The organism is Erythrobacter sp., from assembly GCF_024305245.1.
Classification (GTDB): domain Bacteria; phylum Pseudomonadota; class Alphaproteobacteria; order Sphingomonadales; family Sphingomonadaceae; genus Erythrobacter.
The window spans coordinates 254,612-279,762 of record NZ_JAMWYX010000001.1 but is presented as its reverse complement, the minus strand read 5'-3'; the positions used below and the strand labels follow the sequence as shown (position 1 = coordinate 279,762).

Annotated in this window: 19 protein-coding genes; 5 read left to right on the top strand and 14 right to left on the bottom strand. The window is 65.5% G+C overall.

Annotated elements, in window-relative coordinates; translation table 11 throughout:
* Positions 1-16: 16 nt before the first annotated feature.
* Positions 17-2,554 (bottom strand): transglycosylase domain-containing protein, encoded by a 2,538-nt coding sequence (locus Q0L48_RS01395; RefSeq protein WP_296716378.1) that lies wholly within the window; start codon positions 2,552-2,554, stop codon positions 17-19.
* A 37-nt stretch (positions 2,555-2,591) separates the two neighbouring features.
* Positions 2,592-3,506, bottom strand: a complete 915-nt coding sequence (locus Q0L48_RS01390; protein WP_296716376.1) for an N-acetylmuramoyl-L-alanine amidase — start codon at positions 3,504-3,506, stop codon at positions 2,592-2,594.
* Between the two features lie 426 nt (positions 3,507-3,932).
* Between Q0L48_RS01390 and Q0L48_RS01385 the strand changes: the two genes are divergently transcribed.
* On the top strand, positions 3,933-6,821 hold the full coding sequence (locus Q0L48_RS01385) for a ribonuclease E/G (protein ID WP_296716374.1): 2,889 nt from the start codon (positions 3,933-3,935) through the stop codon (positions 6,819-6,821).
* 90 nt (positions 6,822-6,911) lie between these two features.
* Here Q0L48_RS01385 and Q0L48_RS01380 read toward each other — a convergent pair whose 3' ends face one another.
* Positions 6,912-7,544, bottom strand: a complete 633-nt coding sequence (locus tag Q0L48_RS01380; RefSeq protein ID WP_296716371.1) for a class I SAM-dependent methyltransferase — start codon at positions 7,542-7,544, stop codon at positions 6,912-6,914.
* Positions 7,545-7,610: 66 nt separating this feature from the next.
* Positions 7,611-9,074 carry a hypothetical protein gene (locus tag Q0L48_RS01375; RefSeq protein WP_296716369.1) on the bottom strand — a complete coding sequence of 488 codons (1,464 nt, stop codon included), beginning with the start codon at positions 9,072-9,074 and terminating at the stop codon, positions 7,611-7,613.
* 143 nt (positions 9,075-9,217) lie between these two features.
* Here Q0L48_RS01375 and Q0L48_RS01370 point away from each other — a divergent pair, with 143 nt between their 5' ends.
* A complete protein-coding gene (locus tag Q0L48_RS01370; protein WP_296716367.1) occupies positions 9,218-10,228 on the top strand; it encodes a phosphoribosylglycinamide synthetase in 1,011 nt (336 codons plus the stop codon).
* 7 nt (positions 10,229-10,235) lie between these two features.
* Here Q0L48_RS01370 and Q0L48_RS01365 read toward each other — a convergent pair whose 3' ends face one another.
* Positions 10,236-10,982 (bottom strand): SDR family NAD(P)-dependent oxidoreductase, encoded by a 747-nt coding sequence (locus Q0L48_RS01365; RefSeq protein ID WP_296716364.1) that lies wholly within the window; start codon positions 10,980-10,982, stop codon positions 10,236-10,238.
* A 245-nt stretch (positions 10,983-11,227) separates the two neighbouring features.
* On the opposite strand from Q0L48_RS01365, the gene Q0L48_RS01360 reads away from it, so the two are divergent.
* From Q0L48_RS01360 to zapE, 3 genes are read left to right on the top strand one after another with little or no spacing between them, the layout of a single operon-like run.
* Positions 11,228-12,007, top strand: coding sequence for a succinate dehydrogenase iron-sulfur subunit (locus tag Q0L48_RS01360; protein WP_296716362.1), 780 nt, complete (start codon positions 11,228-11,230; stop codon positions 12,005-12,007).
* A gap of 4 nt (positions 12,008-12,011) precedes the next feature.
* Positions 12,012-12,473 carry a PaaI family thioesterase gene (locus tag Q0L48_RS01355; protein ID WP_296716360.1) on the top strand — a complete coding sequence of 154 codons (462 nt, stop codon included), beginning with the start codon at positions 12,012-12,014 and terminating at the stop codon, positions 12,471-12,473.
* Positions 12,470-13,591, top strand: coding sequence for a cell division protein ZapE (gene zapE / locus Q0L48_RS01350; protein ID WP_296716359.1), 1,122 nt, complete (start codon positions 12,470-12,472; stop codon positions 13,589-13,591). Before Q0L48_RS01355 ends, zapE begins: the two co-directional genes overlap by 4 nt.
* Here zapE and Q0L48_RS01345 read toward each other — a convergent pair.
* From Q0L48_RS01345 to Q0L48_RS01305, 9 genes are read right to left on the bottom strand one after another with little or no spacing between them, the layout of a single operon-like run.
* Entirely contained in the window at positions 13,588-15,483 is a 1,896-nt protein-coding gene (locus tag Q0L48_RS01345; RefSeq protein WP_296716357.1) for an XrtA/PEP-CTERM system amidotransferase, read from the bottom strand. The genes zapE and Q0L48_RS01345 overlap by 4 nt on opposite strands.
* A gap of 12 nt (positions 15,484-15,495) precedes the next feature.
* The gene (gene xrtA / locus Q0L48_RS01340; protein ID WP_296716356.1) at positions 15,496-16,458 is read right to left on the bottom strand and encodes an exosortase A; all 963 of its coding nucleotides are present in this window, start codon (positions 16,456-16,458) and stop codon (positions 15,496-15,498) included.
* Between the two features lie 37 nt (positions 16,459-16,495).
* Positions 16,496-17,722 carry a TIGR03087 family PEP-CTERM/XrtA system glycosyltransferase gene (locus Q0L48_RS01335; protein WP_296716353.1) on the bottom strand — a complete coding sequence of 409 codons (1,227 nt, stop codon included), beginning with the start codon at positions 17,720-17,722 and terminating at the stop codon, positions 16,496-16,498.
* Between the two features lie 11 nt (positions 17,723-17,733).
* Positions 17,734-18,795, bottom strand: a complete 1,062-nt coding sequence (locus Q0L48_RS01330) for a FemAB family XrtA/PEP-CTERM system-associated protein (RefSeq protein WP_296716351.1) — start codon at positions 18,793-18,795, stop codon at positions 17,734-17,736.
* On the bottom strand, positions 18,792-19,727 hold the full coding sequence (locus Q0L48_RS01325) for an XrtA system polysaccharide deacetylase (RefSeq protein WP_296716349.1): 936 nt from the start codon (positions 19,725-19,727) through the stop codon (positions 18,792-18,794). The genes Q0L48_RS01330 and Q0L48_RS01325 overlap by 4 nt, the downstream gene beginning before the upstream one ends.
* Positions 19,728-19,729: 2 nt before the next feature.
* On the bottom strand, positions 19,730-20,926 hold the full coding sequence (locus Q0L48_RS01320) for an XrtA/PEP-CTERM system-associated ATPase (RefSeq protein ID WP_296716347.1): 1,197 nt from the start codon (positions 20,924-20,926) through the stop codon (positions 19,730-19,732).
* Positions 20,927-20,942: 16 nt separating this feature from the next.
* Positions 20,943-22,604 (bottom strand): preprotein translocase subunit YajC, encoded by a 1,662-nt coding sequence (locus Q0L48_RS01315; RefSeq protein ID WP_296716346.1) that lies wholly within the window; start codon positions 22,602-22,604, stop codon positions 20,943-20,945.
* A 2-nt stretch (positions 22,605-22,606) separates the two neighbouring features.
* Positions 22,607-23,602 (bottom strand): AAA family ATPase, encoded by a 996-nt coding sequence (locus Q0L48_RS01310; RefSeq protein ID WP_296716344.1) that lies wholly within the window; start codon positions 23,600-23,602, stop codon positions 22,607-22,609.
* 16 nt (positions 23,603-23,618) lie between these two features.
* On the bottom strand, positions 23,619-25,139 hold the full coding sequence (locus Q0L48_RS01305) for an XrtA system polysaccharide chain length determinant (protein WP_296716342.1): 1,521 nt from the start codon (positions 25,137-25,139) through the stop codon (positions 23,619-23,621).
* Between the last annotated feature and the right edge of the window lie 12 nt (positions 25,140-25,151).

Here is a 25,151-nt window from a genome sequence, read left to right as displayed (position 1 = left end):
CGGAAGCGCGTGGGCGTCAGTAGATCCCGCCCTGATCGATCACGAAATCGCGGCGGCTTTCAGGGCTATCATTATCGACCACCGCGCCTGCCGCGCTTTCGCGACCGGCGCGAAGCAGCTGGAGGATTTCGTTGCGACGCGCCGCGATTTCATCCTGCCGGGTGAAGCGCTCCGGCTCGGTATCGGGTTTGAAGGCTTCCCAGATGATCGCCGAGCGCGGATCATCCGTGGGCCAGCCTTCGAACACCCGCTTGCCGGTGCGGCGGTCGACGCGCACCATCCGCACGCCCTCGGGCGCGACGGGGGGCACGTCAGACCACTTGTCGCGGGTCTTTTCGATCATGCTCTTGATGATCGGCGCCGCGATCGTGCCGCCATAGGCATAACCGCCCATGTTGCGCGGCTGGTCGAAGCCGACGTAAGCCCCCGCCACCATCTGCTGCGTGCCGCCGATGAACCACACGTCCTTCGGGCCGGTGGTGGTGCCGGTCTTGCCGAACAGCGGCAGCTTCAGCGGATTGAGCACCGTCGCGGTTCCGCGGCTGACCGCGCCGCGCAGCATGTGCATCACCTGGAATGCGGTGCGCGCATCCATCGCCTGCTCGCCCTTGATCCCGAAGCGCGGCATCGGCTCGCCATCCCATTCGGCCATGCTGCAGCCGCGGCAATTGCGCGTATCGGCGCGCCACAGCACCTTGCCGCGGCGATCCTGCACATAATCGATCACCGTCGGCGGATTGAGCCGTCCGTGATTGGCCAGAGCGCCGTAAGCAGCGACCATCTTTGTCAGTGTGCTTTCGCCCGCTCCCAATGCGGTGGAGGGATAGGGGTCGAAGTCGCCGATGCCGAGCTTCTCCACCGCCTTGACGACATTGGGCATCCCCGCCGTCATGCCGATCTGCACGGTCATGATATTCTGCGATTGTTCGAGCCCGTAACGCAGCGGGAATTGCCCCGCGCGCCCGCCGCGAATGCATTTTTCGCCGAGGTTGGCGCCCTGATAATAACAGTAGCGCGAATTATCGATCTGCGTCGAAGGCGTCATGCCGCTGTCGAGCCCGGTGGCATAGACGAACGGCTTGATCGTCGAACCCGGCTGCCGCATCGCCTGCGTCGCGCGGTTGAAATCGGACAAGCGGTTGTCGAACCCGCCCTGCATCGCCAGCACCCGGCCATACTGCGCGTTCTGCACTACCAGCGCGCCCTGCGCTTCGGGGATGGTGCGCACCTGCCATGAGCTTCCGGCCGGATTGGCAGCGATCACGTCACCGGCCTTGAGCCGGTCGGGCAGGTTCGTCAGCGGCGCTTCGGTTCCGTCGGAAAAGCCGATCCGCGCCGACGTGCCGCTGCGGCTGGTGACGACGCCGATGCGCCAGTCCTTGTAACTGATGCCGAGCGGCGAGCTTTGCAGCTGGCTCGCCCAACTGCCGTCGCCCACGTCGATGGTGGCGATCGGCCCGGTCCATGCCCGCCCGCCGTGATAGCGCAGCAACCCTTCGCGCAACGCATCGCGCGCGGCCATCTGGATTTCGGTATCGAGCGAGGTGCGCACCCACAACCCGCCGGCATAGACGCTGTTCGGCCCGTCCTCGGCCGTTTCGCCGAACCGGTCGATCAGCTCGCGGCGGACTTCTTCGAGGAAGTAGCCCGCATCGACGCTGCGTTCGCGGCGCTGCGTGACCAGCCCAAGCGGCTCGGCTGCGGCTGCGGCCTGCTGCGCGGCGGTGATGAAGCCGTTGTTCTCCATCTGGTCGAGCACGAAATTGCGCCGGGCGATCGCCGCCTGCTCCTGACCCTTGCGGCCATAGCGTTCGGGCGCCTTGGGCAGGATCGCCAGGAACGCCATCTCGTGCAGGTCAAGATCGCCGACATCCTTGTCGAAATAGGCGCGCGCGGCCGCCTGCACGCCGAACGAACGCCGCCCCAGCGGGATTTCGTTGAGGTAAAGCTCGAGGATTTCCTGCTTGGTCAGCACCTGTTCGATCCGCCCGGCGAGGATCATTTCCTTCGCCTTGCGCGTCACCGAATATTCGTCGCCCAGCAGCAGGTTCTTGGCGACCTGCTGGGTGATCGTCGATCCGCCGACCGCGCGCTCGCCCGAGCCCATCTTGCTGGCATAGTCGAACACCGCATTCGCGGTGCCGAAAAAGTCGATGCCGCCGTGGCTGAAGAAGGTCTTGTCCTCGGCCGACAGATAAGCCTCGATCAACTGTTCGGGAAAATCGGCATATTGCAACTGCACCCGCCGCTCGCGTGCATAGGCATGGACGATCTCGCCATCATTGCCGCGCACCACCGTCGGCAACGGGGTTTCGTAAACCAGCAGCGCCTCGGCCTCGGGCAGATCGCTGGCGAGCCACACGAACACGGCGATCCAGAGTACCAGCCCCAGCGCGAACAGGCCCGCGGCGATCTTGAACAAAAGGCTGCTGCGCCACTTTTCGCCGAACCACGCCAATGCCCCGCGGATATCGCGGTTCACCCGGTAGCGGGCGTAGGCCCAAGTCGACGGGGCGTCTGACGCGGGCAAAGATGCGGGGGTCTGGTCAGTCATGGACGATGCGCAAGTAGCACGCGGGCAGCCGGTAATGCTAGCCGATTTCGCCGTCCTGTTGCCGGTTCCCGACATCGGCGCGGCGCGCAAAGTAGATCCGGATCGCCTGCGCCAGCACGCTCGCATACTGCGCCTGCCCCTCGGTCGTGGTCAGGCGCGCCCGGTCGAGCCGGTTGGTCACAAACCCGCTTTCGAACAGCACCGAAGGCACATCGGGCGCGCGGAGCACGGCGAGCGCGGCGGAACGGCTGGGCTGCGGATGGAAGGCGAGCCGATCGCCGCCTTCGCGCAGCACCAGACGGGAAAACTCGATCGCGTCTTCCTGCGTGCGCTGCTGCGACAATTCGACCAGAATGGCGCTCACCGTCTCGCTCTGACCCTCGATGGCGATACCGTTCAGCCGGTCGGCATCGTTTTCACGCGCGGCGAACCGGGCGGCGGCCTCGCTCGAGGCGTCAGCGGACAAGGTATAGATGCTCGCCCCGCTGACATCTTCGCGCGTTCCGGCGGAATCGGCGTGGATCGATACGAACAGGTCAGCCTCGAGCAGGCGCGCGATTTCGGGGCGATAGGGAAGCGGCACGATCCGGTCGTCAGCGCGGGTCAGCGCGACCCGGATGCGGCCCGAACGCAGCAATTCCTCGCGCAGTGCCAGCGCCAGCGCCAGCGTGATGTCCTTTTCATGCACCTCGCGGCCTTCGGCGTCCGTGCCGATCGCACCCGGATCGCGTCCGCCATGTCCGGCATCGATCACCACCAGCGGCAGCGCGGAATCCTCCGGGCCGGCGATCTGCGGCAGATCGAGCGGTACGGTCTCGCCCGCCAGCACGAAGCGCTGCACATAGTCGCGCCCCCAGTGCGGCACCGGGATCGTTACGCCCAGCATCACGGCGCCGCCCAGCAGCAGCGCAGGAACCAGCAGCACGATCAGCAGCAGGGTACGAAAGCTCATGTCGCAACCGGCTTACGTTCTTGCCTTGTGATAAAGCAATAGAGTTGCGGGGTTTGCCCCACAGTGCTAGCGGTAGTGCCAGAGTGGTTGCAATCCGGTGTCTCTGCACCCGAACAGCCGCCCTCTGATACCGGATTCCCTCTTTGTTGCGGCGTCCGGTTCTTGAACAGGTTGATGCAGTGACAAGACGCTTTTCCCCGCAAACCAGCACAGCGCGCGCTTCGGCAGCCTGTGTTGTCGCGGGCCGAGGCGCGGCGATCCGCCGCGATCCTGTCATTGCAGACACGAGCTTCGCGCCTTCACCCCTTTGCGGGCACGGCGTGACTATCCCTTCCGGTCGCCAAACACGGCTGTCCGGATCATCCCACAATTGGCGTCCCCTCATATCCCGCTCGCGGGTAAGGCCGGACGCATGGAGACTATTCAATGGCAACGCGCATGCTTATCGATGCGCGCCACCCGGAAGAAACACGGGTGGCGGTTCTTACAGGCAACAGGATTGAGGAATTCGATTTTGAATCTGCCGAACACAAGCAGATCAAAGGCAATATCTACCTTGCCAAAGTAACCCGGGTCGAACCTTCGCTGCAGGCAGCGTTCGTCGATTTTGGCGGCAATCGTCACGGGTTCCTCGCCTTCAGCGAAATTCATCCCGATTATTACCAGATCCCCAAGGCCGATCGTGACGCGCTGCTCGCCGAAGAGGCCGAGGCCGCCGAGGAAGAAGCCCGGCTGCGCGACGAGGACGAAGACGAAGGCATCTCGCCCGGCGACGAATACGACGCCGATGACGACAGCGGTGAAGCGCTTGCCGAAGATTTCGCCGAAAACGGCGTCGAGGAAGTCGACACCTCCGACAAGGACGACGTCTCCACCATCGAAGACGGCTCCTCGGACGACAGCGACAGCGACGACAACAGCGAAGACGACAACGGCGAAGATGACGGCAGCGAAACGGGCGACCGGGATCGCGGCCGCGGTCGGCGCGGACGTCGCCGTCAGGGCAATCGCGGCGACAAGGGCGGCGATAAGGGCAATAACGGTGGCAACAGCAACCGCAGCCGCGCCAAGCAGGTCGACGAAGTTCGCGCCCGCCGCCAGGAACTGCGCCGCCGTTACAAGATCCAGGACGTCATCCAGCGCCGCCAGGTGCTGCTGGTGCAGGTCGTCAAGGAAGAACGCGGCAACAAGGGCGCGGCGCTGACCACCTATCTCAGCCTTGCCGGTCGCTACACCGTGCTAATGCCCAACAGCTCCAGCGGCGGCGGCATCAGCCGCAAGATCAGCTCGACCAGCGATCGCAAGCGACTGAAGGACATGGTGTCCGATCTCAAGCTGCCGCGCTCCATGGGCCTGATCGTGCGCACCGCCGGGATGAGCCGCACCAAGCCCGAGATCAAACGTGACTTCGATTACCTCGCCCGCGTGTGGGACGAGATTCGCGAAAACACCCTCGCCTCGGTCGCGCCGGCGCTGATCCATTCGGACAGCGACCTGATCAAGCGTGCGATCCGCGATATTTACAACAAGGAAATCGAAGAAGTCGTGGTCGAAGGCGAGGACGGCTACAAGTCGGCCAAGGCCTTCATGAAGATGCTGATGCCCAGCCATGCGCGGCGGGTGAAAGCCTACTCCGATCCGGTTCCGCTGTTCCAGCGCTATGGCGCGGAAGACCAGCTGCGCGCGATGTACGATCCGATGGTGCAGCTGAAATCCGGCGGCTATCTGATCATCAACCCGACCGAGGCGCTGGTCTCGATCGACATCAACTCCGGCCGATCGACCAAAGAACACAATATCGAGCAGACGGCGCTTCACACCAACCTTGAAGCTGCGCGGGAAATCGCCCGCCAACTGCGTCTGCGCGACATGGCCGGTCTGGTCGTGATCGACTTCATCGACATGGAATATTCGGGCAACGTCCGAAAAGTCGAAAAGGCGATGAAGGACGCGCTCAAGAATGACCGCGCGCGCATTCAGGTGGGCCGCATTTCCAGCTTCGGCCTGATGGAAATGAGCCGCCAGCGGCTGCGCACCGGGGTTCTGGAAGCAACCACCCGTTCCTGCCCGCATTGCGACGGCACCGGGCTGGTGCGCACGGCATCGTCGGCCGGGCTTTCGGCGCTCCGCGTGATCGAGGACGAAGCGGCCAAGGGCCGTGGAACCGTGATCCGTCTGGCCGCCAGCACCGAAGCGGCGATCTACCTGCTCAACGAAAAACGCGCCGATCTGGTCGAGATCGAACAGCGTTACGGCGTCACTGTCGAAGTCGTGCCCGAAGGCGAGGAGGAAGGCGCGAAGATGAGCGTCTCCAGCGCTGGCCCGCGTCCGGCGCAGGCACCACGCTTCGATCCGATCATCGACGAGGACGAAGACGAGGACGAGGATCTTCCCGAGGAGGAAGAAGACTTCGCCGAGGAGGAAGAGCGCACGCCTTCCCAGCGCCGCGAACGTGCGGACAGCGACGATGATGGCGGCCGCAAGAAGAAGCGTCGCCGTCGGCGTGGCGGTCGCAATCGCACCCGTCAGGAGCGCGATGAGGATGACGCAGCCGAAGCCGCCGAACGTGGCGGGGATAACGGCGACGGCAACAGCGAAGGTGACAGCGACGGCGAAGACGACGCCGGCGATCGCGCCGATAGCTCAGACACCGACAACGGCGATGCAACCGATGGCGAAGGCCGCCCCAAGAAGCGCCGTCGGCGCGGCGGTCGTGGACGCAAGCGCCGCGACGAGAATGGTGACGGTGCCGAGGGTGAGGCACAGAACGATGGCGAAGACAGCGGCAACGACAGCGGCAATGCCGATGACAACGCCCCCGCTGCCGAGCCCGAGGTCGTTGCCGAACCTTCCATGCCCGAACCGGTGGCAGATGCACCCGCCGAAAAGCCCAAGCGCACCCGTGCGCCGCGCAAGAAAAAGGAAGCCGAGCCGGTAGCCGAAGTGGCTGCGGAACTCGCTCCTGAACTTGCGGCCGACGCGGCGGCGGCGGAAGCCCCTGCTGCCGAAGAAGCACCGGCCGAAAAGCCGAAGCGCAAGCGCGCACCGCGCAAGCCCGCCGAGGCTCCTGCTACTGATGCTCCCGCTGCCGAAGCCTTGTCCGAACAGGTCAAGGAAGACATGGCCGTGATCGCCGGTCCGGACGGCGCGCCCGAAACCGCAGAAGCCATGGCCGAGGAAACGCCCAAGCCGAAGCGTCGGAGCAGGGCCAAGGCTGCCGACACTCCGGCGGAAACCGAATCCGAACCCGCCCCCGAACCGACCGGCGAAGCCAAACCGCGCCGCGGTTGGTGGCAGCGCACGTTCGGCGAATAGTCCGGGCGGCGAATAAGCCGCGGGTTAGTCCGACAAAACAAGGGCGGGAGCGGGCAACCTCTCCCGCCCTTTGTTTATGCGGCGCCCCGGTCAGACGGGCTTGTGCGCGACACCCCACTCCATCCACCCGGCGAAGCGCGGCGCCTTGGGCGTATAGCCCTCGCCCAGTTGATCGACCGCGAAACCCGCACCGATCAGCGCCTTGCCGATCGGACGGGTGAGGTGGCAGCCTCCGGCCAGCGGTTTCCACACCGGCTCGATCCGCTCCTGCCAGCGCTCCACATCGCGGTCGGGTGCGCGTCCGTGTTCAAGGAACAGCAGCTGCCCGCCGGGGCGCAGAATACGGCGCATCTCGGCCATCACCTGTGCCGGATCGTCGACCGAGCACAAGGTGAAGGTGCACACGGCGCAATCGAAACTGGCATCGGCAAAGGGGATAGCCTCGCCGCGTGCCTGCCGCAGATCGGCTGCCCAGCCCTTGTCCCGCGCCGCTGTTCGGGCGCTGTCCAGCAGGCCTTCATGCGGATCGATCCCGGAATAGGATGTGATCGCTGACGGATCGTAGAATTCGTGATTGATCCCGCCGCCGCAGCCGAGTTCGAACACGTCGCCGCGTGCCAGCGGCACCACGGCGCTGCGGCGCTTCATAACCTGCCCCTGCGAACAGGCGCAGGTGATCAGGCGCGGCATGATGTTCGCTTCGTACCAGCTTTTGAGGCTCATCCGCTCTTCCCTTCATCCGCGCCCGTGGGGCTGTTGTAGCCCAAATGGCGCGTGCGGGAAGAGCAGTCAGGCAGCGGTTCGCTTGGCGACTCCGCCAAGGCCTGCGGCGATCCGGGCCATGTCCTGTTCCAATTCGTCGGCAAGCGCGCCCTCTGCCAACCCATTCCAGCGGGTCAGCTGCGGCATCGACAAGCCGACCCGCATCGTGCCGCCCCACCCCCCGTTCACGCGGACGCACTTGACCGGTTGCCCGAGCCGGATGCCCTCCAGCGCCAGCGCCTTGTGCGCGGCCTGCGCGGCATCGAAGCTTTCGAGCCCCGGTAGCGCCGACAGGTCGAGCGTTGCCAGCGTGCGCATTTCGATCGGGCTATCGCCATCGTCCTCGCTCCCCGGCGTGACCCGCGACAGGCCCAGCGGCGCCATAAGATGCGCCCGCAGCGCCGCTTCAAAGGCGGCGATCATCGCTGCGATCTGCGCCATCGGGATCGCCTGAAACCGCTCGATCTCGAACAGCGCCGCTTCCAGCCTGAGCGCGAGCGGGGTGTTGGCGCTGTCCTCCAGCACGTCCCCGCCCGGCCATCCGGCGGGCCATTCCGCACGGCGGAAGATGCGGGCGAAGCCCTGCGGCAGCGGCACGGAGCCGTTGGAGAGCGCCGCAGGCACCAGCGCCCAGCCATTGAACGGCGGCGCACCGACGAATTTCGATCCGGTCATCAGCACAATCACCCCGCGCGCGAGGTAATCGGCGATCGCCGCGCTGGTGATCCGCGCCTGACAGGCATCGACCACGAAGGTCGCCGCGTCGCCGTATTCAGACATCAACCCGTCGAGATCGGACAGCGCAGGCAGCACCAGCCCGGTCTTCGATCCGTGGACGCAGTGAACCACGCTGTGCCGCCCGGCAGCGCGCGCGGCAGCGATTTCAAGCCCCATCCCGGCGGCGATCTCCGCGCTGCTGCGCGCAACTCCGTCAGCGCAGCGCACCGGCACATCGACCAGCGTAATCGCCCCCATGCCTGCCACGTCCTCGCCCGGCGCGACATCGCCTGTCAGCGCGGTTTCGTCAGCGAAGAAGCGTCCGTGCGCGGAATGGATACAGCCCGAGCCGATCTCGTCCGCGCCGAGCAGGACATTGTGGATCCCCGCCGCCCCGCGCCCCAGCGCCAGTGCCAGCGCGACATATTCGAGATCGGTGCCGGACGGAGCGAACACGATCTGCGCCGCCGCATCAATGCCATAGGCGGCGCGGATGCGGCCCCGCAACGCTTCGAGCCGTTCGCCGTATGACAGCGCGGCGCGCTCGCCCGCATGCGCCAGCAGATGCGTGAAAGCATCGGCGGAAATATCGCTGACGGTCGATGAGGAATAGGCCAGCACATCGCGTGGATGGGGCGCGGAAAGATAGCGGTTGAGGCCCGTCGCCGGGTCCAGCGTGATCCGCGCATCGCCTCCTCCCGCCAGTGCCGCGATCAGTGCCAGCGCATCCTCGGAAGCGTCGAACCCGGCAAGCGGGCGGTTGAGAGGGGGCAAGATGGCAGCCTTTCGCGTGCAAACTGCTGGGAACGACGCGGCTCTAGAGAAAGCCGCGCGGCAATAAAACCGCAAAATGCATCTGGCGCACGCCCGCCCACGGGACTAAACCGCCCCACTTCCCGCAAGAGGCGCACTGACCCATGACCACCTTCCCCGAGCCGCTCCGCATCCCCGAGGACGCCAAGGAGCGGCTGACCATCCTGTTCATCGCCAAGAACGCGCTGTGGGAAGGGGAACTGCACCCCGAAGACGGCAATCACGCGATCTACCACCGCGAAGTGCGCCAGACATTGGAAGGGCTGGGCCTGAACCTGATGGTCGCCCAGACGCATGATGTGCTGTTCGATCCGCCGAAGGTCGATTTCGTCTTCCCGCTGCTGAACCGCGCCGGGTTCTTCAATTCCGAAATGCTGCTGCCATTGCTGTGCGAACGCGCGCGCATTCCCTATCTCGGCGCCAGTCCGATCCTGCGCGGGTTGTCGGATGACAAGCACCTTGCCAAGCGTGCGGTGCGCGATGCCGGGGTGCCGACCGCGCCCTGGGCGATCTACCGTCAGGGCGCGCCGATCAGCCCCGACAAGTGCCCGCCCGCAAGCCGCTATGTCATCAAGCCGAATGCATCTTCGGCCAGTTGGGGCGTGGAGGACGCGCATGACTGGGCCGGTGTCAAAGCAGCGATCCAGCGCACGCACGCCGACCGCCACGATGCGATTGTCGAACCTTTTATCGAAGGCAGCGATGTCGAAGTGCCGGTGATCACGATCAATGGCGAGCCGCAGATTTTGCCGATGATGATCTTCCGGCAGGCCGATCCGGCGCACCTGCGCACCTATTACGAAAAACGCGATCTGGTCGACCGCAGCCACAAATACTCGCTCGACCCCTTCACCGATCCGGCGATCGTCGCGCGCATCACCGAACTCACCCACAAGGCGTGGGAGGAATACCGCCCGTTCGATTATGGCCGCTTCGAATTCCGCGTGAACGAGGAGACGGGCGACGTGCAGTTTCTCGAGCTCAACCTCAACTGCAACCTGTGGTCGGAAAAGGTGTTCGGCCGGGCGGCGGCGCTGGCGGGCTGGACGCAGGAGCAGCTGATCGAGACGCTGGTGGCCGAAGGTCTTGCTCGCCACGGACTGCTCGCCCGCTGAGAACCTGTCAGGCCGGGACTTCGTCTCCGCGGAAATCGAACACCCGGCCTGAATGCTCCGGCCCGAGTCGCGCCAGCACTCCGATAAGGTTTTCGGCGGCCTCTGCCGGAGCCGTCAGTTGGCCGTCGGGCAGGTTGGACTGGAACGGCTGCGACAGCGCGGAATCGACTGTGCCGGGGTGCAGCCCTGCGATCACGCCTTCGGGATGGGTGCGCGCCATTTCCAGCGCGAAGTTGCGCAGCAGCATGTTGAGCGCGGCCTTCGAGGCGCGGTAGGAATGCCACCCGCCTAATCGGTTGTCCGAAATCGAACCGACCCGCGCGCTCAGCGCTGAAAACACGAAGCGCTGCCCGCGCGGCATTAACGGGAGCATGTGCTTGGCGATCAGCGCGGGGCCGATGGTGTTCAATGCCAGCACCTGGGCCATGGCGGCCGCATCGAGCCGCTTATAGGTGCGTTCCGGCCCGCTTCCATCAGGCAGCGTCAGCGCGCCGGTCGCCACGATCACCCATTCGGGCGGGTCGCCGCGCATCGCCTGCGCAGCGGCGGCAATGCTGGCTTCGTCGGTGAGATCGAAGGCGAACGGGCGAAAACCCGCGCCCGCCGGCTCCGTGCCGCCGCGCGATCCGGCGTGGATAAGCCTGGTCCCATGCGCCGCCAGACGTTCGCACAGCGCACGCCCGATTCCTCCCGAAGCTCCGAACACCGCCGCGCTGCGCGGCCATTGCTGCGCCTGCTGTCCTACATCATCCATGCCAGCTAAAGCACTGGCATGTCCGGCTGGTTCCGCCCTTTTTGCAGCTATCCCGCCCGCGCCTGCCGCGCGGTCATCGCCCGCGAGGTTTTTCGATCCCTGGACAGTGTCTCATGTGTCTCCAACACGCTCGCGCCGCGGTGTTCAACCTGTGTGCGAAAGCGTGCAACACCTGTGCCGCACCCGCCGCTTGCCTCACAGGGATCAGGCGTTAGATAGGGTGCAAATCACAACGGGATCACTCAATGGCGACCTTCACTCTCCCCAAGAATTCCAAGATCCGCAACGATGGCAAGGTGCACAAATCTGCTGGCGGCCGGGTCAAGTCGTTCAAGGTCTATCGCTACGATCCCGACAGCGGCCAGAACCCGCGTTACGACAAGTTCGAAATCGATCTCGACGAATGCGGCCCGATGGTGCTGGACGCGCTGTTCAAGATCAAGAACGAGATCGACCCGACGCTGACCTTCCGCCGTTCGTGCCGCGAAGGCATCTGTGGTTCGTGTTCGATGAACATGAACGGCAAGAACGGCCTCGCCTGCACCACCGCGATCGAGGATCTGAAGGGCGAGATTCGCATCACGCCGCTGCCGCACATGGACGTGATCAAGGATCTGGTTCCCGATTTCACGCATTTCTACGCGCAATACGCCTCGATCCGCCCATGGCTGCAGACCGTCACGCCTACGCCGAGCGGCAAGGAGCGGCTGCAATCGCCCGAGCAACGCGAACAGCTGGACGGGTTGTACGAATGCATTCTGTGCGCCTGCTGTTCGACCGCCTGCCCCAGCTACTGGTGGAATTCGGACAAGTTCCTCGGCCCGGCGATCCTGCTGCAGGCCTATCGCTGGCTCGCCGATAGCCGCGACGAGATGACCGGCGAACGGCTCGATGATCTGGAAGACCCGTTCCGGCTGTACCGCTGCCACACCATCATGAACTGCGCCAATGTCTGCCCCAAGGGCCTGAACCCGGCCAAGGCGATTGCCGAAACCAAGAAGATGATGGCCGAACGGGCCATCTGATCCGGTGGCGCTGAAAGACGACGTGTTCGAGCACGGGCCGGACCCGGACAATCCCGGCTGGAACCACTGGAACCTGAAAGATCCGACGCTGTTCAACGGCGCGGTGATGGGCAAGCTCATCACCCGCGTCGATCCGGACGGTAAGGCGCGCCTGCGGATGTTCCCGGAGCGCCGCCACGAGAACCTGCAAGGCATCGTCCACGGTGCGGTGACTTTGTCGTTGATCGACATCTCGCTGTTCGTGACGATGCACAACCTCGGCACAGGAAATGCCGGCCCGTCGGTGACGCTGGAGCTGTCCACGCAGTTCGTCGGCGGCGGCGATCCCGCAAGGCCGATGGACGCGGTGACCGAGATCGTGCGCGAAACCGGCAAGCTGGTGTTCGTGCGCGGGATGGTGGAGCAGGAAGGCGATGTCGTCGCCAGCTTCTCGGGGATCGTGCGCAAGATGCAGCCGCGCCCGTGAGCGGGTTGCTTGCGCGCTATGACGCGCTGATCGCCAGCGGTGAATTGCGCGCCGATCCCGATCAGCGCGCGGCTGCCGAACGGCTCGACCGGTTGCAGCGCGAGTTGGAAGCGCCGCCCGCCAAGCGGGGCCTGTTGGCGCGGCTGACCGGAACCCGCGAAGCGACGCCCGATCCGCGCGGCGTGTATATGTGGGGCGGCGTCGGACGCGGCAAGTCGATGCTGATGGACCTGTTCGTCGAGACGCTCGCCATCGAGCGCAAACGCCGGGTCCACTTCCACGCCTTCATGCTGGAGGTCGATCGTCTCGTCGCCGAGCAGCGCAAGGCCCAGCAGCAGGATCCATTGATCGCGGTCGCGCTGCGCATGGCAGAACAGGTCCGCTGCCTCGCGTTCGACGAGATGGTGGTCAACAATACTGCCGATGCCGCAATCATGGGGCGGTTCTTCACCGCGCTGATGGAGAGCGGCACGGTGATCGTCACCACCAGTAACCGCCCGCCTAAAGACCTCTACAAGGACGGGCTCAACCGCTCGCTGTTCCTGCCCTTCATCGATCTGGTCGAGGAGCGGATGGACGTGCTGAGCCTGAACGGCCCGACCGATTACCGGCTCGAACGGATCGGCGGGCTGGCGACATGGCACGCGCCCATTGGCGACGCGGCAACCGCCCAAGTGCGCGAGGCGTTCTTCCGGCTGACCGACTTCGAGCCGGAAGATGCAGCGCATGTGCCGAGCGGCGAACTCGATCTGGGCGGCGGGCGCACGCTGCATGTCCCCAAAAGCCTCAAGGGCGTGGGCGTGTTCAGCTTCAAAAAGCTGTGTGGGGCAAATCGCGGCGCGGCGGATTACCTCGCCATCGCGCAGGCCTATCACACCGTCATCATCGTCGGCGTACCGAAAATGGGGCCGGAAAACCGCAATGAAGCGATCCGCTTCACCAAGCTGGTCGACGCGCTCTACGAAAACCGGGTGAAGCTGTTCGTCACAGCGGCTGCCGTGCCGGAGGAGCTTTATCAGGCAGGCGACGGCGCGTTCGAATTCGCGCGCACGGTCAGCCGGTTGAACGAAATGCAATCCGACGAATACATGGCGCTGGGCCACGGCGCAGAGGGCTAGGCGCTGACCCCGAGCCGTTCGAGCGATTTCTCCAGCATCAGCAATTGCCAAAGGCTGCGAGAATGATCGGCCCGGCCCGCAATGTGCGCCTCGGCCAGCGCGGCGATGGCGCCGGGATCGAAGGTGCCGGTCTGCGCCAGCCCGCCCGTGGCGATCCCGCGCGCCGCACCCGCCAGCGGCCCGCGCAGCCACTCGGCAATCGGGGTCACGAAACCCTGCTTGGGCCGGTAGAGAATGTCGCTCGGCAGATAGCGTTCGAGCGACTTCTTGAGCAGATATTTGCCGGTGCGGCCCTTGACCCGCATCCCCTCGGGCAGCCGTGCGGCGAACTCGACCAGGCGATGATCGAGCAGCGGCTCGCGCGCTTCGAGGCTCACCGCCATGCTGGTGCGGTCGACCTTGGTGAGGATGTCGCCGGGCATCCAGAAGGTGAGATCGGCATATTGCGCCCGGTCGAGGCCGGAACGCCCCGGCGCTGAGCGCATCAGGGCGATCAGTTCATCCTCGCCGCGAAACCCGTTCAGGCTGGCGGTGAAGCTGTCGGAATAAAGCCCCGCCCGCGTTTCCGGCGTGGTGACCGAAAGACCCCGCGCGTAGCCTGCCTCCCCGCTCTCCGCGAGCGCCAGCAACGTCGCCTTGGCACGCAGCGGACGCGGCGCCCAATCGGCCTTGGGCCATGCGCGTCCGAGCGTGCCGAACAGCGAGCCGCGTAGGCCCGCAGGCAGCACGGCGCGCGCGCGCTCCTCGTGGTGGTGGAACACTTGCCGCCGGTAGCCTGCGAACGCCTCGTCCGCTCCATCACCCGACAGCGCCACGGTCACCCGCTCACGCGCCAATTGGCACACCCGCCAAGTGGGCAATGCCGAGGCATCGGCAAACGGCTCGTCGAACATGGCAGCAAGCTGATCGATGGCGGAAAAATCATCGGTGGCGACGATCCGCTCCTGATGATCCGCGCCGAATTTTGCGGCGACCTGACGGGCGTAGCTGGTCTCGTCATAGGCGGCGACATCGAACCCGATCGAGCAGGTCTGCACCGGCTGACTGCTGGCCTCGCTCATCAACGCGACCACGCCCGAGCTATCCACCCCGCCCGAAAGGAACGCGCCCAGCGGCACATCGGCGACCATGCGCGACCGCACGCCTTCGCGCATCAAATGCACCAGTTGCGCCGACAGATCGGCCTCGCTGCCGCGCTCGCGCTGCGTGAAGTCGATGTCCCACCACCGCTGCGGCCGTCCCGGCGCGCGGCCTTGCTGCAGCAGCCAGAAATGCCCGGCTGGCAGCTTCTCCACGCCCGCAAGGATCGAATGCGTGTCGGGCACATAGCCCCAGGTCATGTAAGCCTCGATTGCCTCGGGGCTGACCCGGCGGCGCAACAGCGGATGGGCGAGCAGGCCCTTCAACTCCGACGCGAAGGCAATGCTGCCGTCGGACAGGTGCGCCATGAACAGCGGCTTCACCCCGAACCTGTCCCGCGCCAGAAACAGCTGGCGTTTCTCGCGGTCGAACAGCGCGAAGGCGAACATCCCGTCAAGCCGGTTGAGGCAATCCGGCCCCCAGCGCTGCCACGCGGCGATGATCACCTCGGTATCGCCGGACGTCCGGAATTTGAACCCCGCCTGCTCCAACTCGCGGCGCAGTTCGCGAAAATTGTAGATCTCTCCGTTGAAGACGATCACGGCGCGCGCATCGGCGGAATGCATCGGCTGCGGAGAACCGGCAAGATCGATGATCGAGAGGCGGCGATGGCCGAGGCCTACCCCGTGATCGGTCCACACCCCGCCCCCGTCCGGACCGCGATGCACCAGAGCATCGCACATCCGCTCGACCCGCACGGGATCGACCGGCTTGGGCGTCTCTGCATGAAATATCCCGGCGATCCCGCACATATCGGCGCGGGCCTAGAGCATGGGGCCGAGCGCGGCAATCGCGCCCATTGCGGTAATGACGAGCGCCGCGCTGATCGGCGCAAGTTGCCTGGTTTCCGCACGGCCAAGCCAGCGCCAGTTCGCCAGCGTCGTAACTTTCCAGCCATGCTCCTCCGGCTCACGCTCGAAGAACCGCCATGCTACCCCCAGCAGCGCCGCGACCACTATGGCGAAAAATACCCAACCATAGACGATGTGATCGAACCCCGTCGCCGCCTCCGCCCCGATATGCTGAGCGACATAGATCGTCGCCCATGCCCGCGCCCCGTTGGCGAGGATCGGAACGATGATGCAGGCAGCGAGGAAGGCTGCACGGCGCGGCCAGCTTTCGAACCGCGTGAAGCACACCAGCACGCCCAGCGTAACCATCGCGATCAGGAACTTCACACCCGAACAGGCTTCGGCGACGATGAACAGGCCCGCAGGCGTATCGATGTAGATACCGTCGATCCGCGCAGGAACGCCGCTCCACCCGGTCAGCGCGATCGCGATATCGGCCGTGATGAATTGCAGCGCCGGGATGATCTCGTCGCCGAACGGCACGAGGAAAGCCCCCATTGCCAGCGGCAAGGCCAGCAGCAACGCGGCACGCAGGCCAAGCACGCTGACCAGCGCGGCCTGAAGCGCGCCGACGGCTCCGGCATGGGCGACGAGGTTGATTCCGCTTGCACGGCCCACCCACCACAGGCCGAGCGCTGCGGCGACCAGCAGCAGGCCCGGCGCGAATGGCTTGGGCGTGATTACCGCCAGATCTCGCGCCCTGATTGCGGCCAGCCAGCCAATGATGAACGGCACCAGCAGAAGGTGGTTGTAGGTGTCGATGTTCCACCACTGGTGCAGCATCTCGCCCCAGCTTTGCGCGGTCGCCAGCAGCAGGGCCAGCCATGCCGCAGCAAGTGCGGCCAGCGGTGCGCGCCACGCTGACGGGATGCGCACGAAAAATGCAACACCTTGGGCGGGAAAGACAGCAGGCTCAGGCGGCATCGCGCACGCCCTTGCTGTCCATACCCACCAGCGCCGTCAGCGGCGCCAGCATCGCGTCCCAGCTATGCTGTTCGATAACGAACCGGCGCGCTGCCGCACCCATGCGGATGCGCGCCTCGGGCTCCGCAAGCAAGGGGGCGATCCGCGCGCACATGGCGGCAGGATCGGGCTCGCTTACCTGCCAATGTTCGCCGTCCTGCGCCGCAATTCCGGTGGCCGCATCGGGGGTAAGCACCACCGGACGCGCCATCGCCATCGCCTCCAGCACCTTGTTCTGCACCCCGCGTGCGATCAGCAGCGGGGCCAGCACCACGTCGGCCGCGGCGAGAAATGGGCGCACATCGGGCACCTCGCCCCACACCTGCACACCGGGAAGGCCGTGCTGCGCCATCAGTCGCGCGGTCGGGTTGCGGCCGACGACATGAAACAGCGCATCGGGGTAAAGCGCCCGCAGTTTCGGCATTAGCGCGTCGATCACCCACAGCGCCGCCTGTTCGTTCGGGCGGTAATCCATCTGGCCGGTGAAGACGAAATGCGGCCCCGGCAATCCGGCCAGCAGCGCATGGCGGCCCACTTTGGCGGGATCGAACGCATCCGCATCGATCCCGTTGCCGATCACCTGCACATTGATGCCTGTCGGCGCAGTAAGTCGACTGCGGTACAGCGCGGCCTCGGCTTCGGAAATCAGCAGCGTTGCATCGGCGCGCTGGCCGAGCCGTTCTTCCTCTGCCGCCAGCAAACGCGCTTCGCGATTGTTCAGCCATGTCCGCTCGCCCGCAGCGGCGTAGCTGGCGAACTTGGCGCTATCGACGTCGCACAGATCGATCGCCACCCGGCCCTTGAAGTCCGCCGGGACATATTGCCCCATCTGACCGGAGAACACGACGATGGCGCTGATGTCCTGATCGGCGATGGTCTGTCGCACCCAGCGCTCCAGCGTGCGGCTGTGAAATGCGGTGAGGCTGACCGGCTTGCCCCCCAGCACCGCCTCGACACCCGCCAACGGCAGCGGCTTGGTGCGCGGCGCGATAAAGTGGCTCGCCGCCAGTTCGGCCAGCGCCGCCCCGCCTGCGCCGTCCGCACCGCTTTCGGCAAAGCACCCGACATGCACCGGGGCAAGCAGCGCCAGCGCCTTCAGCAAATGGTGCGAACGAATCCGATCGCCGCGATCGGGCGGGAACGGCACGCGGTGCGCGAGGAACAGGATGTCGCCCATCGCCGCCTGTCCTAAGCCAGTCCGCGCGCGATCCACGGCCCCAGAATATTGGCGACGGGCAACGGCAGCTTCTTCCACAAGTCGATCTTGCGGCTGTAGCTGGCATCGGTGGGATCGATATTGCGCGCCCGCGCCCCCGGCACGCACCATGCGCCATAGGTCAGCGGCTGCGGCGCAAAGCCCCAGTTCTTCTTGAAGGCGAACGGTCCGCTCCCCGTTTTCGAACGGCCGAAATCGAAGCGGGTCATGCCCTGCACCCGCGCATGGAGCATCAGTTCGTAATACATCCGTTCATTAGCGCTCGCTGCGCGGGCGGCCAGCACGCCGCCGCCCCAGAACGGCATCACCGCCCCGGCATGATAGAAGTTGAGCACGCTCGCCAGCGGAGTCTCGCCGTCCCAAATGGTGAGTATGTCGCTGTTGCCGGGAAAAGCATCGAGCATTGCCGCAAACAGCTGGCGCGGGAACACCGGCGTGCCGAGATTGCGCACGCTAGCGCTGTAACAGGCGTAATGCGCGGCGAGATCGATGGCACTGCGGCCGGTCGTGACCCGGTGCCCCAGCGCCAACCCCTTGCGCACTTCTGCCCGGGCTTTGCGCGGGATCGCATTAAGCTCGGCCTCGTCGCTGGTGGCTAGCGGGCGTTCGAAACCGCAATGCTTGTCGTCCCACGCGTCCCATGCCTCGGGGATCGGGCCGCCGCGCAGTTCGATGCCGTTGAAGCGACCGCGCATCGCATGATCTTCCGCCGCCCGCGCCAAGGCACGCGCCGCATCCGGACTTTCCGCAAGGATCCCGCCGCCGACTCCGAAGCCGCTGGACACCAGCGCCTTGCCGAACAATGCGGATCGCACCTCGGTCAAGGGCAGCCAGCCGGTGATGACGCCAAGCCGTTCGCACACCAGCCCCGCTGCGCGCTGGCCGGTCCCCGCCTCCACCCCCTGCAACCATGACGGGCGGTGGAACAGGCTTGCGCCGTGTTCGGCAACGAAGCCTTCGATCCGGCGCAACTCGCCCGCATCGCGCCAATCGAGCGCGCGCACCTGCTGACCGGCTTTCACCGGCGCATTCATGCCGCGATCTCTTCCGCAGCGCTGCTGGACGCTGCCGGCAGTTCGCCTGCCCGCGCAGCCTCACGGTGGGCGATCATGTCCATCCGGCCCCAGCGGAATTCATGAACCAGCCCGCGCAGCTTGTCGGCCATTCTGGCAAGGCCGGTATAGTGCCGGAACCGCGAACGCAGCGGCGCATGGGCCACACGCGGCTGATCGGGGTCGATTTCCCAAGGGTGGAAATAGAACACCGCCGGACGTCCCTCGTCGCGGTTGACCTGCCGGATCGCCCAGCGCGAAAAGCCATAGGGCAGTACCCGGAAGAAGCCCCCGCCGCCTGCCGCCACCCGCCGTCCGGCAAGCATCGCGGTGGTCACAGGAAGCTCGATCAACGACGACCACGCCAGCGGGCGGAAGGCAAAGCGCGGAGCCTCGGGCCAGCCATAGTGATCATGCGCCACCGGGGCGACGCTGGAGGAATAGGCATAGCCCTGCTCGGCCAGTTCGGCGAAAGCCCACGGCGTGCGGTGATCGATCGAGAAACTCGGCGCGCGGTAGCCTGTCACCGTCACGCCCGCAGCATCCTGAAGGATGTCGCGCGCCTTGCGGATATCCTCGGCAAATTCGCGGCGCGAGAAGGTGAACACGCGCGCATGGTCGTATCCGTGGCTGGCGATTTCGTGGCCTGCCTCGGCAATCCGGCGGATCATTACGGGGTGACGTTTTGCCACCCAGCCGAGCGTGAAGAACGTCGCCTTCACATCGGCCTCGGCGAACAGATCGATGATGCGCGCGACATTGTCCTCGACCCGCATGCCGATCGCGTCCCACTCGTCGCGGGCGATCACATTCTCGAACGCGCCGACCTGGAACCAGTCCTCGACATCGACCGAAAGGCCGTTGACGATCGGCGGTGTGGCAGGATCATGTAGTGAATGAAACGGAGCGTTCATCGTTACGCGGCCTCGCGCGACGGGTCGTCCTCAAGCCATTCGATCAACATGGCGAGCACATGGCGGAAGGATTGCTCCTGCTCTTCCAGCCGCGCCTCGATGCGCTCCAGTTCGGCGGCAATGCGCGCTTCGGCGAGGCGGGTTTCCTCAGGCGAGAGGGTTTCTCCGCCCTGCACGCGCGGACCGGTACCGGCGGCCTGCAATTCGCTGATGGCGGCTTCGAGCTCTGCGGTACGGGCATCGCGGCCGGCCAGCAGGGCAGCGACCTCGGCAGCCGGCAGACTGTCGGTGGTTGGCGCGGCTGCGGGTGCGTTGGCAGGTGCGGTATCGTGACGCGCGCTGACGGGGGCGGCTCGCAGATCGCCATGTCCGGGCGCGCCGCGCGTCTGATCGGTTGCCATTTCGGCCACAACCTCATCCAGCATCGTCAGCGTCAACTCGCTGCGTTCCTCGATCGCGCCCAGCAGCAGCAGGCGGTTCATCACCTGATTGACCCGGCGCGGAATGCCGTCGGTGTGGCGATAAAGCGCTTCCAGCAATCCATCGCTCAGGACCGGATGGCTTTCCCACCCGACACGGCCCAGCCGGTGACGGACGTAGTCGGACACTTCCTCGTCATCGAGCGCTTCGAGATGGTGCGAGGCGATGATGCGCTGGCGCAGTTGCTCCAGCCCCGGGTGATGCGCCAGCGTGCGGCGGAATTCGGGCTGGCCCAGCAACAGACTTTGCAACAGGGGATGCGATCCCAGCTGGAAGTTCGACAGCATCCGCAGTTCTTCGAGCGCGGCGAGATCGAGGTTCTGGCACTCGTCGATCACCAGCAGGCAACGGCGCCCGGCGCGGGCTTCGTCCTGCAGATGACGTTCGATCGTGCCCAGTGCCCCGGCCTTGTCATGCCCGTCGACCGCAAGTCCGAACGCCTGCGCAACCACGTGCACCAGTTCTTCGCCGTCCAGCGCGCTGGTGACGACCTGCGCCACCGTCAGCGCTGCCGGATCGATGCGTTCCATCAGGTGCGCGACCAGGGTGGACTTGCCCGCCCCCACCTCGCCGGTGATGACGATGAAGCCTTCGCCCTGCGCCAAGCCGTAGCCAAGATAGCTCATCGCCTTCTTGTGGCTGGCGCTTTCGAAATAGAACTTCGGATCGGGCGTCAGCTGAAAGGGCCGAGCGGTAAAGCCATAATATTGTTCGTACATGATCTGTCGCTCCCCGTCAGAAATCGTAGCGCAGGCCGACCAGCGCGGTTGCGAAGGCAAAATCCTCCGCGCTGAATTCGCTGTCGAAATAGTCGATCGCAAGCGCCGCCCGGCCGGTGAGGCGGCGGGTTATCGACTTGTTGTAGGCAGCCGATGCACCCAGCGCGGTCACATCGCCGCCGTTTCCGGCCGCATCGAACCAGTTGGCATAGGCATTGGTGGTGAGATTGGCATTCCGCCCGATCTCGCGCGTGAGGCCGCCGATGATGTAGTAGCTTTCGTCCGTCAGACCATCGAGCGCGGCAAGCACGGTACCGGGTGCGGAAATGAAGGTGCGCCGGTCATAGCCCGCACCCAGGGCCGCCGTGGTGCGGCCCATCTGCCGCTGATACGATGCCCGTACCCCGCGCCCGCGGAATGCCGCCGATCGCACCGATCCCAGCCCGCCGATGTTGGCTTGCCCTTCGGTGCCGTTGACCAGCCCTCCAAAATCGCCGGTGACGGGATTGCGGATCGCTTCGAAATCGCTGTCCAGTCCGGCCAGCGAATTGTTGAGCAACCCGCCAAAGCCGGTCACCCCGTCATAGACATTGACCGCAAAGGCGCTGCGCTGGTTCGGTACATAGGTGAAGGTGCCGTAATAGGTGGTGGAATCGTAGCGTTCCCCTACCCGCGCTTCGAGCGAAGTGCGCGAGCTTGGGCGCCACAGCACGCCAACGTCCCACAGCAACCCGTCGACATCGAAGGCGATGACGCGCGGTGCAGCAGGATCGGTCACGAACCGGCCGTCGCTGCCGATCACCGCATTGCCATCGGCATCGCGCACTGCGTCGCGGCTGGAAATCTCGACATTCTCGTAACCGATGCCGCCCACCAGCGCGAGGCTGGGACGTAACGGAACAGTTACATCGGCGCGCACGTAAAGATCACGCACCCGTTGGTCGAGATTGCCGATATCTTCCTGAAATCCGCCCGCCGTCACGGCAAGCCCCACCGGCAGCACATCGCCAGCACCCGTCGCCGCGCTGATCTGACCAAGATAGGTCATGCTGTCATCGAACACATCCACCTGGGCGCCCTGCGCGTCCACCAGCAGCGCGTCGTTCTCGAAACGGTTATAGCCCACACGCCCGATACCGGTGACGTCGACAGCGCCGACGCGGGTTGTCAGGGTGGGACCGGCATAGAGGCTGTAAATGCGGCTTTCGGCATCTTCGCGCACCAGCGGATTGGCAGTGGTGCCGCCGCCTGCATCCAGCCGGGTGCGGGCGGCCAGTCCGCCCGCCTCGAAGGCGAGCGCATTGGGGATCAGCGCCAGCGTGCCACGCGCCACGCCGCTGACCGTATCGGTATCGATGCTGTCATCGCCGTAGCCGATATTACGTTCATACCGCAGCGAGACCGCAGCGCCGGAATTGCGACCCTGCACATTGATATCGACCCCGACAGCGACTTGCGTGAAGGTCAGCACCTCATCGCCGGGCGAAAGCTGGGCGGAGATGACCTGACCGACTTCGATATAGGGCTGGATCACCCGGTTGGAGCGCTGCCCCACGCCGAGATCCTGCTCCGCGCCCTGCCCTTGACCTTGCCCCTGCGACTGAACCTGAGCAAGCGCCGGGGCGCTGGCCAACAGACCCGCGCAGACCAGCGGCCATGCAAGAATGGTTGCACGCATACTCATTTCCCTCTCGCTCCGTAGGTGCCGAAGCGCCGCCCCGATGGGCTGTAGCGTGTCGCATTCAGGAGCAGTTTGATGTCCGCGCAGGCCGAAAGCAGCTGCTGCGCGTCTTCCAGCGCCGCGCGCGCGGTTTCGTCGGCGCGCACCACCAGCAATGCCTGTCCGACATGGCCGGCAAGCTCTGCCGCGGGCGAGGCGGCCAGTGCGGGCGGGGTGTCGAAGATGAGAATCCGGTTCGGCGCGCCTTCGGTCAGCCGGTCGAGCACTGCACCGGTGTGCGCGCTGGCGAGATATTCGGCATCCAGCGTGTTGGCGGTTCCGGCAGGCATCACGAACAGGCCCGGAATATCGGTGCGAATGACGAGGCTTTCAGGTGCCACTGCTGGATCGGCGAGCGCATCCATCAGCCCGCGCTGCCCGGCCTCGATCCCGAGATGCTCGGTGACGTTCGGCTTGACCACGTCGGCATCGACCAGCAGCACTTCCAGATCGCGTTCGGCGGCGAGCGCGATTGCGAGGTTGATGGCGCAATAGGTCTTGCCTTCACCAGGATGCGGCGAACAGACCAGAATGCGGCGGGCGAGCGGCGTATCGCCCGCGCGCGCATCGGCAAGCAGCTCGCGCTTGACGATCCGGAACTCCTCCAACAGCCCGGAAACCGGGTCTTCCGGCACGATCAGACTGTTCATCCGCAGATGATCGCGGTCGATGCTGGCGGTAGGACCGCAGAAGGCCACGGCTCGCGGTGCTTCGGCCTGCGGCTGAGGCTGCACCGGCGGTGCGGGCGCTTCGGGGGTCGGAGTTGGCTGTGCTTGCGGTTGCGCTTGCGGTTGCGGCTGACGCGCGGCCGGGCGGCGCGGCGGCGCGGGGATCGGCGGCACAGGTGGCAGCGCCGGCCCTGTGCCCAACGGGCCAAGCCCGAACGCATTATCCGCACGCTCGAACAGCGATGCTGGCCGTGCACCTTCGCGGTTGATCTTGCCCTGATCGGTCATCGCGCTCTCTCCGTCTTCACGCAATCGTCCCGATCGAGACGAGCTCGATGGCGACAAGGATCACAAACACGCCCACAAGTCCGGCGCAGGCTCCGGCAAACTGCTTCAGGCGCTTCTGCTCGAGCGTACGAGCGGCTTCGGAGATCGTCAGCGAGATCGAACCGATCACCGGCAGATCGAAGGCGCGCTCCAGCTTTTGCGGTGTGGCGAAGCTCGATTTGAGCTGGCCCAGTCCCCACGCGGTCGCAGCACCTGCGCCAAGCCCGACAACCAAAATGCCGAACAGCAGCAGCGGACGGTTCGGCGCAGCCGGATTGCGCGGTACGCCCGGGTCCTGGATCACATCGAAACGGAACTGGCTGGCCTTGCTTTCGACCTGCCCGCGGGTCCGCAGCGCCTCGCGATCCTGCAGCAGTTTTTCGTAATTATCGCGCAGCACGTCGTAATCGCGGCTGATGCGGTTGGCTTCGGCGGCGACCTGCGGTTCGGACGCCTGGCTCGCCATGAGCGCCGCGAAATCGCTCTGCAGCGCGGCGCGGCGGGCTTGTAGCGCCTCGACATTGGCCTGCCGTTCGGTGCGGATTGCCATCAGCGATGACCACGCCGGATTAGGCGTGCCGCCAGCGTCCTCTCCCGCGGCTGCCGCCTGCCGGGCGAGGATCTGCACCTGCTTGGTGGTGGAAACGACATCGGGATGGTTATCGGTCAGCCCGCGCGATCGCAGTTCGGCGAGCTGGTTCTGTGCCTGTTGCAACGCAGCGCGCGGACCGGTCGCATCGCGGCCGCCGACGATGGTGCGCGGGGTGTTGGCCAATTGACCGGAAATCGCTGCCAGCGCGCTTTCGGCAGCCGCCAAATCGGCATCTACCGCGCGCAGATCGGCGCGCGATTGCTGCACCTTGCTCGACAGGCTCTCCGAACCGCCGACCAGATCGGGATATTCCGCTTCAAAAGCAAGGCGGCGCTGCTCGGCCTCTTCCAACTCGCGCTTGCGCCCGTCGAGCTGACGTTCGAGATCGGCAATCGCCTGACTGATCCCGGCGCGGTTGCCCGCGACATGCTCTTCGCGCAGGATATCGAGCAGTTTCTGGACCACGTCGCGCGCCAGCACGGCATTCTCGGCCTCGGACAGGTCGCTGCGTCCGATTTCGGCGGTGATTTCGAACAGATTATCCTGCTCACTCGTCACCTTGACCTTCTTTTCAAGCTCGGAAATCGCAGCGTCGAGCGCGCCGCGCTCGGTAATGCCTTCGCCCAGACGCGTGGCGGTAATTACCTTTTCAAGGTTCTTCGCGCTCGACAGGGTCTGGCGCACGCGGGTGATTTCTTCCTTGCCGTCACCTGCGATACCAAGCTGCTTGGACAGCACATCCTCGACATCGACATAGACGCGAGCCTTCGACTCGTAGGAATTGGGGATCATCGCGATCACCAGCCAGCCCAGCAGGCAGACGCCCCAGGCAATCGCAATCGCCAGCCAGCGCCGGTGCCAGACGGTCCACAGCGCCGCGCGCAGTTCATCGAAGATCTCGCTCATTGGCGCAGGTAC